The sequence below is a fragment of the Ligilactobacillus ceti DSM 22408 genome, assembly GCF_000423245.1.
Lineage (GTDB): Bacteria > Bacillota > Bacilli > Lactobacillales > Lactobacillaceae > Ligilactobacillus > Ligilactobacillus ceti.
In genome coordinates, this window is the sequence record NZ_AUHP01000003.1 from 1 (window position 1) to 15,718 (window position 15,718).

A 15,718-nucleotide genomic window follows, 5' to 3' on the forward strand; every position below is an offset into this window, starting at 1 on the left:
ATAACTGCATCCGCATCTTTAAAATCATCGTTAATGTCTTCCATCATGTAAAGTTCACTATAATCAACATCAGCTTCACATAATAACACACTCATATGCCCTGGCATCCGACCCGCTACTGGGTGAATTGCATATTTAACTTCAGTTCCTTGATCTTTAAGTTTTTGTGCTAATGTAGCCACTGCTTGTTGTGCTTGAGATAAAGCCATACCATAACCTGGCACAATAATAACTTTTTTAGCATTACGTAAAACTTGATCAGCTTGTTCAAAAGGATCTAATTCAATTTCTTTTTCTACAACTAGTTGATCAGCTGTTTCTTTTTGAACTGGTGCAGCTGCTTTTTCTGGTTTAGCAGTTGTTTTACCAGTTAAAATACTAATTAAACTCCGATTCATTGCTTTACACATATCTTGTGTCAAAATTAAACCGGATGCACCAACAATCCCACCAATTGCTACCAATAAAGGTTCATTAACGGCCATACCAGCAATCCCGCCGGCCACACCTGAGAAAGAGTTAAGTAAGGAAATTGTAATTGGCATATCAGCACCGCCGACACGCATAACAAAAATAATCCCCCATACCAACGCTAAAATCAATGTAATTAGTGGGTTTTGTGCAATTGCAATGAAGTAAATCATCGCAATTAAAAGCAACCCTTGCCATAAACTATGAAACTTAAGACTTTGTGGTTGTGCATTCAAAATTCGAGCTAACTTACCACCGGCTATTAAACTACCAGTTAAAGTTAAAGCACCGACTGCAATCGCGATATTAGAAGTAATCAATGCAAATGGATCATTACCACTGACTAAAGCTGTAGCATATGCTACTAATAATGATGCTAAACCACCAAAACCGTTTAAAACAGCAACTGTTTGTGGCATATCAATCATCGCAATTTTACGAGATGCAACAAAACCTAAACCTAATGCGATAATCATCACAATATATAAAGTCCAAGCTGAGAAAATCTGATAACGATAAGCTGTTAACACCATCGCTAATGCAACTGCTATTCCAGAAATCCGATTTCCTAAAACAGCTTGTTTAACTTTACTCATCCGGTTAATCCCGAATAAAACTAATAATGTACATCCTCCAGAAAGAAGAAAATATAATGTATCACTCATGAATTATTTTCCTCCCTCTTTTTTATTACCAAACATTTTTAACATGCGATCTGTTAAAGCAAAACCACCTTCGATATTTAGCATGGCAAAGAATGCTGCCACAATCCCTAAAATCCAAGTTACTTTTGTTTCACCAATACCACCGGCAACCATCGCACCTAAAATTGTAATTCCTGAAAGAGCATTCATCCCTGACATTAAAGGTGTGTGTAACAATGCAGGAACGTTTCTAATAATGAAATATCCGGCAACTGCCGCTACCACAAAGATAACGACCAGCATTCCTTGACTCACTATTCTCCCCCCATTGCAGCTAAGGCACCAGCATGTACAACTTTACCATCTTTAGTTGTTAACATACCTGAAACGATGTCGTCGCTTTCATCTAATTGAAGTTCGCCATCATGTGTTAAGTAAGTTACTAAGTTGCACATATTTGCTGAGTACATGTATGTTGATGATGTAGCTAACATACCTGGGATATTTTTAATACCTTCGATAATAACGCCATGTTTTTCGGATTTAACACCTGGGTCTGTAATTTCACAGTTACCACCTTGGTCAATAGCGATATCAACAATAACTGAACCGCGTTTCATTGTTTTAACCATATCTTCTGTAATTAAGTTTGGTGCTAAACAACCTGGTACTAATGCTGATAAGAATACAACATCCATTTCAGGTAATACTGCAGCAATTTTTGCGCGTTCTGCTTCTAAAACATCTTCTGGTAATGTTAAAGCATATCCACCTTCACCGATTGCTAATTCAGGTGCAACACCTGTTTCGATTGCTTTTGCGCCTAATGATGTAGCTTGTTCCATCGCTGCTGGGCGAATATCAGATGCATATGTTACCGCACCTAAGCGTTTTGCTGTTGCTAAAGCTTGTAAACCAGCAACACCCACACCAATTACTAAAACTTTACATGGAGGGATCATACCAGCTGCGGTTGGCATCATTGGCATGAATTTTTCTAAATCAGAAGTTGCCATGATCATACCTTTATAACCAGCACATGTACTCATTGATGTTAAAGCATCCATGTTTTGTGCGCGAGAAATACGTGGTACACCTTCGATTGATAAACTTGTAACACCAGCTTTAGCTAAGTTCTTAACCATTTCGTGGTTAATTGGAGCTGCTGGGTGAATAAATGTAATTAATTTTTGGCCTTCATGCATCATATCAACTTCATGTTTGCCTGTTTGTTCATTAAATAATGGTTCTTTAACTTTTAAGATTAATTCTGCTCCGTCATAAACTTCTTGAGCTGTATCAACAACTGTTGCGCCTGCTGCGATATATTCTTCGTCAACGTGTAAAGCACCAACACCTGCATTATGTTCTACTAATACTTGATGTCCTGCTTCGACATAGTTTTTAACACTTTCTGGCGTAGCGGAAACGCGTGCCTCATCATGCATAATTTCTTTTGGGATACCAATAATCATTTGTTGGTTGCTCCTTTCAATTCGTTCCATTTATATTATTTTTTGCAAACCACCACAGTTTGCTATTCCATTAATAAGTCACTTTTACTTATCAACAACGCCAGTATATCTTGATTTGGAACCGCTTACAATTGAATTGGTATAGTTTTTTTAATATTAAATTTTGCTTAATATGATTCCTTGTTTTTAGCTTATTATTTAATTTTTCTGAAATATCTACTGCAACCCTATCAGACTCGGCTTTATCAGTTGTCTAGTTTTCTTTTTACTAGAATTAATGTTGTTTTTACTAGTAATTATCTTATAATTATCTAAGTTTATAATTAAGTTTATTTGCATTATAAAACACTAGTTACTATAATGAATTAATCAATATTTTAAAGGAGTCCATACCGCTTTATGGAAAGAAAATATCTTTTTATCGTTAATAAAACTGCTGGCAGCGGCCGTGCTGGTACAACTTGGCCCACCTTGGCAGAATATTTAAATCAAAAAAACATTGACTACTTAATATATGAAACAAACTATCCCGGTCATGAATATCAATTAATTCAAAATTTATTAAAAAACAATACTGTTGAAGGAAGAACGATTGTCGTCGTGGGTGGTGATGGTACTCTCCATCAAACGCTTAACGGGCTACACGATGCCCCACAACACGAAATGATCCCTTTAGGCTATATTCCTTGTGGTTCAGGGAATGACTTTGCTCGTGGGGCTAAAATTGCTAAAAACCCTTTAAAAGCCCTTAAAAATTTACTACAAGCAAAAAAAGTAACCACTCTTGATGTTGGCTTTTATCGCAATACTTTGCAACAACAAGCCGATGATGGTTCTTTTACAAATAATATTGGAATTGGTTTTGATGCCACCATTGTCGATTTAAGTAATAGTTCTCGTCTCAAAAAATTCTTAAATAAATATCATTTAGGCTCATTGGTCTATGTCATTATTTTATTTAAAGCTTATTTTGTACAACCGCCATTTCCGGTTACAATTACAACAGAAAATGAAACACACTCCTTCAAACGAGCTTTTTTAGTCACAACAACGAACCATCCCTTTTTCGGTGGTGGAGTTTCGATTGTGCCTACAGCCTCTATGACGGACGGAAAATTAGATTTAGTTTTAATTGAAAAATTACCCGCTTTTCCTTTCTTACTATTATTTATTCTCATGTTACTACCACCGCATTTACACACAAAATTTTCTTGTGTTAAACAATTTCGGGCCGAAAAATTAACCATTTCTTCACCTACTAAACAACATATCCAAGCTGATGGTGAAGCGCTGGGTGCTCATCCGGTAGAACTATCTTTATCCATCGAAAAACAAGATTTTATTTTTTAATTTGACGCTAGCTACTCTCGTCAGATAGAATATGTTTATTAAATTTATTGAGGTGTCCAAATGTCTAACTGGAAAAAAGTTGCAAAAATTAGCCTAATTTTCTTACTAAGTTGTTTTTCAGTCTTAGTAATCGCAATTGTCGGCTATGGTGTTTATATGCAAACACATTATTACCGTATCAAAGATTATAAAAAATTAACCATCAACCATAATCAAAAAGCTTATTTACAAAAAAATCATGAATATACTGCCTTATCATATAATGTCGGTTTTGGTGCCTATCAACCTGACTATAGTTTCTTTATGGATACAGGAATTATGAAAGATGGTACTGAGACTCAAGGGAAATATGGTAAAGCCATTAGTAAAAAAGCTGTTCTTAACAGCACAAATGGTGTGATTAACACTATCAAAAAACATTCTAGTGATTTTATCTTATTACAAGAAGTTGATACTGATTCAACTCGTAGCTACCATGTGAACCAAGCAAAAATGATTAACAATGCTTTTTCTCATACAGCAAATGTTTTTGCAAATAATTTCCATTCACCATATTTATTCTATCCATTTAATGATCCCCACGGTGCTGTGCAAGCGGGGCTCTTAACATTAAGTAATTATCACATTGACAAAGCAACCAGACGTCAATATCCAATTTCGACTAGCTTTTTAACAAAATTCACTGATTTAGACCGTTGTTTCTCTGTGATGCGTTTGCCTGTTAAAAATGGCCATGATTTAGTCTTAATCAATAGTCATATGTCAGCCTATGATAAAGGTGGAAAAATCCGCGCCAAACAATTAGCGTTATTAAATCATATTATGAAAAAAGAATACCAAAAAGGAAATTATGTGATTGTCGGCGGTGACTTCAATCATACATTTGGTAAAAAAGTCCTCACAGCTTTCAAATCTGATCAAAAAGTTCCAGAATGGGTCTCTGTTTTAAATCCAAAAGATTTAACTGATTGTATGCGCATTGTTTCTGCCACAAACGAATACGAAGTACCAACTTGTCGTGGTGCTGATATGCCTTATCAAAAAGGAAAAACATATGTCACTGTAATTGATGGTTATCTTGTTTCCAAAAATGTTAAAGCAACGGCTACTAACTTAAATACAGAATTTGCATATTCCGATCACAATCCGGTGCAACTAAAATTTGAATTAAAATAAAAAAATAGCGTCCTGGCCATCTCTGCCAGAACGCTATTTTTTTAAAATTCATATTTAGTAAAACTTTCGTTGAATGCTTTACTAAAATCGTTTTTATCTAAATATCGCAAAATATCATTCAAAACTTTTTCTGTATCTTCAGAAAGTTCATGATTTTCTTCTTTAATACGGGCGATGATTTTTTCAGCTGCAGCCCGATCTTCTCTTTGTAAACTTTCGCCTAATTCTTTAATATGTTTCATGTTACTCACCCTTCCTTTTTCACTTTCATCATAATCCTGTTATTTTAAACAAGCAAATAATTTGTCTTTCACCATCAATTTAAGAAAAAATGCTATAATTAAAGTGTAATAAGAATACTAAAGGGGTGTTTTAGATGGATATGGAAAAATTATTAAACAAAGGAAAAGAAACTCTTTCCAATGTAGCAGATAAAGCTCAAACTTACGATTATTTAACAGAACAAATTAAAATTTGGGCTACAAATCAAGCTCTAAACACAGGTAAACCTGATCTTCAATTAATTAAATTAACAGAAGAATTCGGCGAACTCGCTCAAGGTCATTTACAAGCAGATCATGATGAAATTGCTGAAACATTAGGTGATCTTTATATTGCTTTAACAATTTACGCTATGCAACAAGGTCTAGATATCCGTGAATGTATCAAGAATGCTACAACTGAATTAACATCTTCTAACGATTAAAATTAATTATAATGCAACGAGCGCTCCACCTTATGGTGAAGCGCTCGTTTTTTACATAACTAAAAAAACGATGAAATGAATCCACCGTTTTCTTAGTTTTGTTAGGGTTTGTTAGGGTTTTTAATAATTTGTTAGGTTATTTTGATTTAATAAAAATTAAGCTTTTTTCTTTTTGTTCAAACCGAATTTTGCACCTGTCAAAGCAGCTGTTAAGCCTAAAATTGACATTCCCATTGCTGTTAAACCATTTTGACTATCACCTGTTGTTGGTAAAGTTTCTTTTTGTTTAACAGCAGGTTTTACAGTTTCTTGAGCTGGTTTTACTGCAGGTTTTGCTGGTGTTTTATCAGCATCTTTTTTGTCTGCTGCTTTATCTGGTGTTTTGTCAGCATCTTTTTTATCTGCTGATTTATCTGGTGTTTTGTCAGCATCTTTTTTGTCTGCTGCTTTATTAGTATTGTTTACATCGATTGCTTCTTTAATAAGCATCTTGAATTCTGCATTAGCACGTTTTGCTTTTGCAGCTTCTAATTCTTTTTCAGCGTTGTTTACAGCTTCTGTTGCAGCTGCTAATTTAGCTTGAGCGGCATCGATTGCTTGTTGAGCTGCTTTTTCTGCAGATACTTTAGCTAATTCTTGCGCTGCTTGTTGAGCAGCAGCTTTTGTTGCAGCAACGTTTTTAACCAAATCATCTAAAACAATTGTGCCAATTTTTGCTTCAATCCATTTTTCAGCACTCTTCAAACCATTTTGTTCGTATGCTAATTTAGCTTTAGCTGCAGCAATTTGTTGATCAAGTGTTTTGTCGGCTGCATAAGCTACAGTTGCTTTGGAAGCTAATAAATCATCTAATACTTTTTGTGCTTTGGCAACAGCTGCTTGAGCTGCTTTGTATTGGTCATATTTTAATTTACCAACTTTACGCATAATTACATCATCAAGTGCTTTTTCTGCTTTAACAGCTTTTTCTTGTGCAATTTTAGCTGCTTTTTCTAAAGTTTTAAGATCATGTTTTTTAACAACGTCTGCTAAATTATTTTCAGCTGTTTCAAGGTCTGTTTTTGCTTTTGCTACTTTAGCAATTGCTGTTTTTTCTTGAGCAGTTGCTTTTACAATCTCAACTTGAGCTTCTTTAGTAGCTTGTTTTGCTTTAGTAATAATTTCTTCGGCACTTGTAATACGGTTTTTAAGATCTGCTAAAACATTAATATTAACATATTTTTCAACAGTCTTTGTATCACTCTTAAGTCCATTTAAAGCATAATCTAAAGCTTTTTGTGCTTTTTGTTTTGCAGCTTTCGTTGTTGCTTTAGCCAATGCATCTTTTGCTTTAGCTACTTCTTTTTCTGCTGCAACCATTTTATCTCTATATACTTTAGGAGCTCTATTGAATGCAGCTTCTTTAGAGTTTTCTGCTTTAACTTTCATATCTTTAGCATCAACAATCTTTTGTTCTGCTTGTTTTACTTGAGCTTCTGCTGCTTTTTTAGCAGCTGTTGCTTTTGTAACATCTGTTTTGGCTTCAGCTAATACTTTTTGTGCTTCATCCACTACTTTTTGTGCTTCAGCAATAGCTTTAGCAACTTCAGCAGCTTGTTTTGCGGATTCTTTTTTGGCATTTTCTAATTCAGCTTTTGCAGCAGCTAATTCATTTGCAGCTGTGTGAGCATCAGCTTGTAATGCTTCAACTTTTGCTTTAGCAGCTTGAACCGCTTTTTGTGCGATTGCTACATTAGCTTTAGCAGTTGCAACTTTTTGACTTGTTGTTGCTTTAGGTGCTTGATCAGCTTTCACTTCATTCATAATTAAAGTTGATGAGCATACTAAACCAAGTGCTGAAAGAGTCACCAATTTAGTTGCTTTTTTTGTAAAGTTATTTTGTTTCATTTTTAAAATATCCCCCTAGAATATAAAATATGATCCACAGACAACTATAACACCTTAACAATTAATGTCAACTACTTATTGTAAGCGTTTTTAGTTTATATTTTTTATATTTACATACCTGAACATACTGTTATGAAAGTGTTTTATTTTATTTTCGATTTATTTTTTGATGTTTCTTTCTTGAAAAAACATGCAAATGCATGTATTATTCTAGAATATGATTATATAGGAAGGAAATTTAACATGTCTCAATTATCAATTTCAAAAACAATTGATCCCAAAAAAAGAACTTTAATTGCAGCTTTACTTTTAATTTCTTCTTTTATTAGTTTAGCTAGCCAAACAATGATGATTACAGCTGTTCCTGTTATTCAACATACAATGCACGTTGAATTAAATAGCGCTCAGTGGTTAACAACTGGATATACTTTATTAGTCGGAATTGTAACTCCACTTTCATCAAATTTATATGAAAAATATAAAAATAGAACTGTTTTCTTAACCACTTTAGGTACTTTTATCGCCGGTACAATTTTAGGGTGTTTCGCACAAAGTTTTATCGTATTATTACTAGCTCGTTGTATTCAAGCTTTAGCGAGTGGAATTTTAATGTCATTCCAAATGACTACTATGATTTCTATTTATCCTTTAGAAAAACGTGGATCTGTTTTAGGGATTTCTAGTTTAATCGTAGCTTTTGGACCTGCCATTGGACCAACTTTTGCGGGTGTCTTACTTAATTATTTAAATTGGCATTATCTCTTTTATTTAGTCTTGCCTATTATGGTAATTATTTGGATTTTAGGTTTCTTTATCTTTCCAAACTACACTACACCACAAGATATCAAAATTGATTTCTTATCAGTTATTCTTTCCTTAACTGGATCGAGCTTAGCCTTGTTTAGTTTAACCATTTTAATGACCCAAACATTATTAGCACTTGCTTTATTAATTATTGGTTTAGCAATTTTAGTAATTTTTGTTCGTCGCCAATTAAAACTCAAACAACCGATGTTAAAAGTAGATTTATTTAAAAAGCCTTCGTTTCGTTTATTAACATTAGTCGGAATGCTAGTCTTTATGGTTTTATTAGGTACTGAACAACTTTTACCAATTTTTACAGTTAATGTGTTAGGTATTAGCAGTATGGCTTCTGGGTTAATTTTATTACCTGGTGCTGTTCTCAATGCTTTATTTGCAGTGTTCGTTGGTCGTTACTATGATCGTCACGGTCCCAAACTATTGATCTTTTTAGGTGTTTTCCTAATTTTAGCTGCTTCTATTCCATTCGTATTTATTACAAAAAATTCGCCAGTTTGGCTTTTAACAACCGCTTATGCTATTCGGATGATTGGGAATGCATTAGTCATTTCACCGGCACTTTCGGAAACATTTGTTAATATTTTGCCAAATGAAATTAGTCACGCGACAGCTTTAAATAACACTTTACGTCAAGTCGCTGCTGCCGTTGCCAATACATTTTTAATTGTTATCGCTGGAATTCCAAGTTCATTTATTACTGGGATGCGCTTAGCTATGTGGGTCACAGTTTGCTTAACTATTTTATTATTAGTTTTATTTGTAATTTATCTCAAACGTTTCAAAAAAGAGGTGTAATTTATGTATGCTGATATTCAACGTTATACAGCAATTTTTAGTCGTAAAATGCGCGCTGATTTAAATCACTCTTTAGAAAAATACAACCTAAACGACGCAAATTTCTTTTACTTAACTATCTTGGCGCAATCACCTGGTATCAATCAAAATTATTTCAGTAAATCACTTGGTCGTGATCAAAGTTTAGTAACTAAACAAATTAATAAATTAACTAAACAAGGTTGGATCACTAAAAAAGTCTCACGAACTGATCGCCGCAATTCTGAACTTTACTTAACACCTAAAGCAGAAGCAATTCTCACAGATTTAGCTAAAATCACTCAAGAAACAAGTGAATTATCAGTTGCTGGTTTAACGCGTGCAGAACGAAGTGAATTTAAAAGACTGTTAAAAAAAGCAGCCTTAACTTATGCCAAACCATTACTAACAGATGATCCCCATCGTTAACTAAATAACGCCCAGACAAAATAATGTCTGAGCGTTATTTTTTATGTTTAGTTTTTAAAACTATGGATTGGCGCTGGTATCAAACCACCACGTTCAATCATAGCTGCTGATGAAGATTCATTAACTTGCATAATTGGCGCATAACCTAACAATCCGCCAAATTCCACCATCTCTCCCACTTTTTTACCAGGAACAGGAATTACTCGCACGGCCGTTGTTTTATTATTAACCATCCCAATCGCTGCTTCATCTGCAATCATAGCTGAAATCGTTGTAGCAGAAGTATCACCCGGAATTGCAATCATATCTAATCCCACGGAACAAACTGCTGTCATCGCTTCTAATTTTTCAATATTTAAAGTACCAGCTTGCACAGCTGCAATCATCCCAGCATCCTCTGAAACAGGTATAAACGCCCCTGAGAGCCCGCCAACATGACTACATGCCATAATACCACCTTTTTTAACAGCATCGTTTAGCATTGCTAAGGCGGCTGTTGTACCATGTGTTCCGACTTGGGCTAATCCAATTTCTTCTAAAATTTGTGCAACCGAATCTCCGACAGCGGGCGTTGGTGCTAAGGATAAATCAACAATACCAAATGGCACATGCAACCGTTCTGCGGCAATCGTCCCGACTAACTGCCCCATCCGCGTCACTTTAAAAGCTGTTTGTTTAATTGTTTCTGCCACAACATCTAAAGGTTGTCCTTTAACATTTTGGAGTGCAGCCTTCACCACACCAGGACCCGATACACCCACATTAATAACCGTATCGGCTTCCCCTACACCATGAAAACCACCGGCCATAAACGGATTATCTTCCACTGCATTACAAAATACCACCATTTTAGCATTAGTCATATAATCCAATTTTGCAGCTTCTGTAATAACTTGCCCCATTTGTGCCACTGCATCCATATTAATACCCGTTTTAGTCGAGCCAACGTTCACTGAAGCACATACCACATCAGTTTCTGCCAAAGCTTGGGGTAAACTTGCAATCAAAGTCCGATCACCTGCTTGATAACCTTTGGGTACTAAAGCTGTATAACCACCAATAAAATCAATGCCAATTGCTTTAGCTGCTCGATCTAATGTTTTAGCATATTTTAAATAATCTTTATCTTGTGACGCTGCTGCGATTAAAGAAATCGGAGTAACGGTCACTCGTTTATTAATAACTGGTATCCCATATTCCATCGCAATTTGATTACCAACACGAACTAAATCTTTAGCTTTTGTTGTAATTTTGTCATAAATTTTTTGACAAGCTCGATCACTATCACTATCAATACAATCTAATAACGAAATTCCCATCGTAATAGTCCGAACATCCAAATTTTGATCAGAAATCATCCGACTTGTTTCTGTTATTTTTTGAATATCAATCATTTTATTTCGCCTCACTCTTATAAGAAATGCATTGCATCATAAATTTCAGCATTACGTAAATTAATTTCTACACCTAATTCAACACTTAAGTCTTGTAATTCACTTTGCAACTGAGCAAAATCAACATTGGCTTGCGGAACTTCAACTAACATCATCATTGTAAAATAATCATCCATGATAGTTTGTGATAAATCGATAATATTAATTTCTTTAGTAGCTAACCATTGACTAACGGCTGCGATAATGCCGACTTTATCTTTTCCAACTGTTGTTAAAATTGCTTTCATTTTCCAACACTCCTTCAAGTTAAGTTGTATTTATTATAATGCGCTTATGTTATTAAATCAAAAAAAGACCAACTATTTCCTAGTTGATCTTTGCATCTATTCGATATTAAATTGGATATCAGCAAATTCTTTTTGCGCATCTTTACCTTCCATAAAGGCTTTAGCTTCTTTTCTAATCGCACTTAAATCAACACCTTGTGCTTTGGCCGCAAATACACAGCCACAATAACATTGCCGATAAATATCATATTCACGACACATTTGTACAGAACGTTGATAGCCACCATTTTTCTTAAAATCACTTGGTAAATATTTAGTTGCATATACTTTTTGAATATCAATCCCAACTTCATTAATTACTTGAGAATTTTTATGGGGACTAATCGTTAAACTACTACCAAAATAATCATAATCGCCTAATTCAACGGCTTTTTGCGCAACTGTATCTAACCGATAGTCAAAGCATGCCCGACACCGTTCTCCGCCTTCTGGTTCTTCTTCTAAACCTCTCACGGCAGCTAAATAATTTTGTGGCTCATATGGTGCGGGAATAAACTTAACATTATTACCAGTATTTTCATTAAACTCATGGACAAATTTTTGAATAACATATTCGCGTCGTTTATATTCATCACGTGGATGAACATTGGAATTAGCATAATAAATCGTAACATCAGCATATTGTGTTAAGTACTCTAAAGTATATGTTCCACAAGGGGCGCAACATGCATGCAATAAAATTTTAGGTCGTTGTTCATTTTGTTGCCAATTTTTGACCATTTTTTGCATAATACGATCATAATTAATTTTTTGATCCAAATTCATGCGATCTAATATTTCGTGAAGATCAATCATCTTTACTTCCTCTTTCTCGTTAAATAACATTTTAAATATGTTAGCATTTTACCATATTTAAAACTAAAAAAGACAAGGAATCACTTTATTTCCTTGTCTTTTAGAATTTATTTAATTAATAATTCTTCTTTAGCATGTACTAAAGTCGTTAAAAGTTGATTATAAGGAGTCGCAATTCCGAGTTCTTGACCTTTACGTGCGACATAACCATTAATATAATCAATTTCTGTTAAACGATGATTTTGCACTAAATCTTGATGCATTGATGGATAGTGAGCTCCTGCTTGATCTGGATCATAAATCGCTTCAATCCCTTGAGCAACTTCTTCCACATCTAAAATGACACCATCAGTTTTAGAAATCGCTGCAAATTCTTGAATAATTTTCCGAATTAAAGAACCTGCTTCACTTAATTCACCAAATTCTTTAATATTGCAATCTAAAATGGCACAACTACTATTTAAAGTTCCGTTCACGCAAGCTTTCCGCCAAATTGAAAAAATAACATTTTCACTATATTGAGCTTTCAATCCTGCTTGTGTTAAGACATCACAAACTTCTTTAGCAGCAGCTTGACTCTTTGGATCTACATTTTGAATTTCAATATTACCATCACCAGATAACACTACATGACCCGGGCCTTGTAACCCCGCTGTCCATAAAGTAACACCCATTAAAATATTTTCAGCCGGAACATATTCTTTTAAAGTTTCACTATGGCCTAAACCATTTAATAAACAAAGAACTTTAGTGTTTTGTCCTAACATGGGTTGGATATCTTGTAACATTTTTTTAAGTCCCATTGATTTAGTAAATAATATAATTAACTCAGGAACTTCATGGCAATCTTCGGGAAACATCGCTGGAATTTTAGCAACAGTTTCTACACCATTGTCATCTACAATCAATCCTTGTTGATTGATATTTTCCACATGTTGTGGCCATCCATCAACTAATACAACATCATTTCCTGCTTTGTGTAACATATAACCGAAGCGAGACCCCATTGCTCCCGCACCAACAATTGCAATTTTCATCTTTATCACCTTATCTTTTTGAATAATAACAAATTTAAATATATCACTTGCTTTTATGATCAACAAGTCACATTACTTATTTTGTTGTGTAATACTGATTTCAAATTGCAAATTATTTTTTTTACTGTTAAGCTAAAATTACTTAATTTTTGAAAGGAACGTTTTATTTTGCAAAAAAATAATAAAAAAGCCCTCATTTGTTTTTTAATCGGTTTAATTTTGGTTGTTATCAGTTATTTCTTACCCGAAAATCTTTTAATGGCATTCACTAATTTACGCCCCTTTGGACTAGCTACCATTATTATTGCTCCTTTTTGTGGTTTATTCGGTATAGGTTATGCAATTAAAGAAAAAGCCTGGTTACTTTTATTTTTAAATTTAATCTTAATCAATTCTTTCCCAATCTATTTAATGTTTGCTTATTATTTAGCTACACCTCATTAAACAAAAAAATCTTCCTTATAGTCTAAGGAAGATTTTTTAATTGATTAATTTTATAAAATTTCGAAAAATCCAGAAATGAATAAAATGAATGCCCCTAAGAAAATAACTAAGTTAGCAACATTAAATAAAACCGGTGCTTTAGAACGTAATTTGATAAATGAGAATAATGTATTACCACCGATTAAAGCAAAAACAATCATATTTGCTTGTGTAATATTCATATGGTTGAAACATGAAACTACAAAAATAATAAAGTATGCAATATAACCAAATAATGTACTCCAGAAGAATGATTCTTCGGCAATTCGTTTACTTTGACGTTCACGTGCTTCTTTATTCTTAATGTTTTCTTCTTTAAGTTTCTTTTCTACAACTTTTTCTTTCTTCATAAATAATTAAATTCCTTTCTTTTGTGAAGAATTTTACTGACTTTATCATAATACCATTCACAACGTTCCTCGGCAATGGTGTTGCCTATTTTCATCGCTATAAACACAGTAAAAAGCCCGACATTCTTTGCTTTTTTAAAGATGTCGAACTTTTTGCTTTATTTTTACATTAAATAATATATTTTATATAAATGATAAATTCCATAAAAAATGATCAATAAAGATGATCCAAACGCAAAATAAACCGTTTTTAAACTTTCAGGAAAAAGAACATATGCTCGTTTGGGTTTTTTGCTCCAATAATGTACTGGTAATTTGGTACCCATTGGATATAAATTACTCAATGGATTAATCGAAACTCCAACCACACTATTCATATTACGATTAATATAAAGTTTTTTGCCTTTGACCAGATAATTTGTTTCATTGTTATTCCAAGGAAGCTTACGTGTCTTAGTAAGAATGAAATACCTTGGACCATATGTATGATATTTTTTACCTTGCACCGTATATTCTACTTTAGGTAAGTTCACAGCATTGTTGTATTGTAAGATAGAATATCCAATAACAGTGCCTTCCGTTTGTGTATCACTTTTAATTTTAGCAATATATCTTCTACCATAAATAAGATATATTACCAAAAAAGAAATTCCCCCTATGATAACTGGAAGAAAATTCACAAATACTTTTAAAAAGGATATCAAATTGATTCCCCTCCTATAATTTCTCACTTGATTTTCGCTAACCACAATTAATAATTTTATCTTTTTTTTATTAAAATTATTTATAAATTAAGTATATCATTCTTATTATTATGAAGATAATCAGATGCATTTTTCAGACAACAAAAAAGTGTTAACAAATTTTGATTTCTCAAAACTTGTTAACACTTTACTTACATCTGTTACCGAAATTATGCCGGCTGCAGGATTCGAACCTGTGACCCTCGGTTTACGATACCGATGCTCTACCAGCTGAGCTAAGCCGGCAAACTAGTTTTTACTACACAAAAAAATGACCCGTACGGGATTTGAACCCATGTTACCGCCGTGAAAGGGCGGTGTCTTAACCACTTGACCAACGGGCCATGAATAAATAATAAATTCATGGTGCATTTATTTTATTATTAAAACTCCGGCAGGCGGGCTCGAACCGTCGACAACCTGATTAACAGTCAGGTGCTCTACCAACTGAGCTATGCCGGAATAACCGCACGGCAACGTCCTATCCTCACAGGGGGCGATCCCCCAATTACTTTCGGCGCTAAGAAGCTTAACTTCTGTGTTCGGCATGGGAACAGGTGTGTCCTTCTTGCTAGCGTCACCGCACTATTTTGTTGTTTGAAAGATTTTATTCTCTCAAAACTAGATAATAACTTTCTTTTCTCTCCGAGTCAACCTTCGTTTTTCTTTTGGTTAAGTCCTCGACCGATTAGTAATGGTCCGCTCCATATATCACTATACTTCCACTTCCATCCTATCTACCTGATCATCTCTCAGGGGTCTTACTTCCTTACGGAATGGGAAAACTTATCTCGAG

General features: G+C 34.1%; 17 protein-coding genes, 3 tRNA genes and 2 rRNA genes. 6 read left to right on the top strand and 16 right to left on the bottom strand.

Features of this window, described 5'->3' with window-relative positions; all coding sequences use genetic code 11:
- The 3 genes from G540_RS0100230 to G540_RS0100240 form a co-directional block, all read right to left on the bottom strand.
- Positions 1 to 1,136, bottom strand: a 1,136-nt coding sequence (locus G540_RS0100230) for an NAD(P)(+) transhydrogenase (Re/Si-specific) subunit beta (RefSeq protein WP_027106349.1), incomplete at its 3' end; no start/stop codon positions are given.
- A 3-nt stretch (positions 1,137 to 1,139) separates the two neighbouring features.
- On the bottom strand, positions 1,140 to 1,430 hold the full coding sequence (locus tag G540_RS0100235; RefSeq protein ID WP_035463400.1) for an NAD(P) transhydrogenase subunit alpha part 2: 291 nt from the start codon (positions 1,428 to 1,430) through the stop codon (positions 1,140 to 1,142).
- Complete coding sequence (locus G540_RS0100240; RefSeq protein WP_027106351.1) at positions 1,430 to 2,590, bottom strand: NAD(P) transhydrogenase subunit alpha; 1,161 nt, start codon at positions 2,588 to 2,590, stop codon at positions 1,430 to 1,432. Before G540_RS0100240 ends, G540_RS0100235 begins: the two co-directional genes overlap by 1 nt.
- A 399-nt stretch (positions 2,591 to 2,989) precedes the next feature.
- Between G540_RS0100240 and G540_RS0100245 the strand changes: the two genes are divergently transcribed.
- Both G540_RS0100245 and G540_RS0100250 read left to right on the top strand, forming a co-directional pair.
- A complete protein-coding gene (locus G540_RS0100245; protein ID WP_027106352.1) occupies positions 2,990 to 3,940 on the top strand; it encodes a diacylglycerol/lipid kinase family protein in 951 nt (316 codons plus the stop codon).
- 60 nt (positions 3,941 to 4,000) lie between these two features.
- A complete protein-coding gene (locus tag G540_RS0100250) occupies positions 4,001 to 5,116 on the top strand; it encodes an endonuclease/exonuclease/phosphatase family protein (RefSeq protein WP_027106353.1) in 1,116 nt (371 codons plus the stop codon).
- 41 nt (positions 5,117 to 5,157) lie between these two features.
- Here G540_RS0100250 and G540_RS0100255 read toward each other — a convergent pair whose 3' ends face one another.
- Positions 5,158 to 5,358, bottom strand: coding sequence for a hypothetical protein (locus G540_RS0100255; protein ID WP_027106354.1), 201 nt, complete (start codon positions 5,356 to 5,358; stop codon positions 5,158 to 5,160).
- 134 nt (positions 5,359 to 5,492) lie between these two features.
- On the opposite strand from G540_RS0100255, the gene G540_RS06745 reads away from it, so the two are divergent.
- A complete protein-coding gene (locus tag G540_RS06745; protein WP_051188894.1) occupies positions 5,493 to 5,822 on the top strand; it encodes a nucleoside triphosphate pyrophosphohydrolase family protein in 330 nt (109 codons plus the stop codon).
- Between the two features lie 156 nt (positions 5,823 to 5,978).
- On the opposite strand, the gene G540_RS0100265 is transcribed toward G540_RS06745, so the two are convergent.
- Complete coding sequence (locus G540_RS0100265; RefSeq protein WP_027106355.1) at positions 5,979 to 7,709, bottom strand: LPXTG cell wall anchor domain-containing protein; 1,731 nt, start codon at positions 7,707 to 7,709, stop codon at positions 5,979 to 5,981.
- A gap of 243 nt (positions 7,710 to 7,952) precedes the next feature.
- Between G540_RS0100265 and G540_RS0100270 the strand changes: the two genes are divergently transcribed.
- Both G540_RS0100270 and G540_RS06750 read left to right on the top strand, forming a co-directional pair.
- Positions 7,953 to 9,326 (top strand): MFS transporter, encoded by a 1,374-nt coding sequence (locus tag G540_RS0100270; protein ID WP_035463402.1) that lies wholly within the window; start codon positions 7,953 to 7,955, stop codon positions 9,324 to 9,326.
- A gap of 3 nt (positions 9,327 to 9,329) precedes the next feature.
- A complete protein-coding gene (locus tag G540_RS06750; RefSeq protein WP_051188895.1) occupies positions 9,330 to 9,773 on the top strand; it encodes a MarR family winged helix-turn-helix transcriptional regulator in 444 nt (147 codons plus the stop codon).
- Between the two features lie 47 nt (positions 9,774 to 9,820).
- On the opposite strand, the gene G540_RS0100280 is transcribed toward G540_RS06750, so the two are convergent.
- The 4 genes from G540_RS0100280 to G540_RS0100295 all read right to left on the bottom strand — a co-directional run bounded on the left by G540_RS0100280 (position 9,821) and on the right by G540_RS0100295 (position 13,346).
- Positions 9,821 to 11,167, bottom strand: coding sequence for a PFL family protein (locus G540_RS0100280; RefSeq protein ID WP_420865045.1), 1,347 nt, complete (start codon positions 11,165 to 11,167; stop codon positions 9,821 to 9,823).
- A gap of 17 nt (positions 11,168 to 11,184) precedes the next feature.
- Positions 11,185 to 11,454 (bottom strand): ACT domain-containing protein, encoded by a 270-nt coding sequence (locus G540_RS0100285; protein ID WP_027106358.1) that lies wholly within the window; start codon positions 11,452 to 11,454, stop codon positions 11,185 to 11,187.
- A gap of 96 nt (positions 11,455 to 11,550) precedes the next feature.
- A complete protein-coding gene (locus G540_RS0100290; RefSeq protein ID WP_027106359.1) occupies positions 11,551 to 12,309 on the bottom strand; it encodes an epoxyqueuosine reductase QueH in 759 nt (252 codons plus the stop codon).
- A gap of 107 nt (positions 12,310 to 12,416) precedes the next feature.
- Positions 12,417 to 13,346: a 2-dehydropantoate 2-reductase gene (locus G540_RS0100295; protein ID WP_027106360.1), complete on the bottom strand. Its 930-nt coding sequence runs from the start codon at positions 13,344 to 13,346 to the stop codon at positions 12,417 to 12,419.
- Positions 13,347 to 13,514: 168 nt separating this feature from the next.
- Here G540_RS0100295 and G540_RS0100300 point away from each other — a divergent pair, with 168 nt between their 5' ends.
- A complete protein-coding gene (locus G540_RS0100300) occupies positions 13,515 to 13,790 on the top strand; it encodes a hypothetical protein (protein WP_027106361.1) in 276 nt (91 codons plus the stop codon).
- Between the two features lie 50 nt (positions 13,791 to 13,840).
- On the opposite strand, the gene G540_RS0100305 is transcribed toward G540_RS0100300, so the two are convergent.
- The 7 genes from G540_RS0100305 to G540_RS0100335 form a co-directional block, all read right to left on the bottom strand.
- The gene (locus G540_RS0100305) at positions 13,841 to 14,179 is read right to left on the bottom strand and encodes a hypothetical protein (RefSeq protein WP_027106362.1); all 339 of its coding nucleotides are present in this window, start codon (positions 14,177 to 14,179) and stop codon (positions 13,841 to 13,843) included.
- A 164-nt stretch (positions 14,180 to 14,343) separates the two neighbouring features.
- On the bottom strand, positions 14,344 to 14,928 hold the full coding sequence (locus G540_RS0100310; protein ID WP_162139320.1) for a hypothetical protein: 585 nt from the start codon (positions 14,926 to 14,928) through the stop codon (positions 14,344 to 14,346).
- A 167-nt stretch (positions 14,929 to 15,095) separates the two neighbouring features.
- Positions 15,096 to 15,168, bottom strand: a tRNA-Thr gene (locus G540_RS0100315).
- Between the two features lie 26 nt (positions 15,169 to 15,194).
- Positions 15,195 to 15,266: transfer RNA gene (locus G540_RS0100320), tRNA-Glu, on the bottom strand.
- Between the two features lie 45 nt (positions 15,267 to 15,311).
- A tRNA-Asn gene (locus G540_RS0100325) sits at positions 15,312 to 15,384 on the bottom strand.
- A gap of 6 nt (positions 15,385 to 15,390) precedes the next feature.
- Positions 15,391 to 15,507, bottom strand: a 5S ribosomal RNA gene (gene rrf, locus G540_RS0100330).
- Between the two features lie 83 nt (positions 15,508 to 15,590).
- Positions 15,591 to 15,718, bottom strand: a 23S ribosomal RNA gene (locus tag G540_RS0100335); the annotation flags it as partial.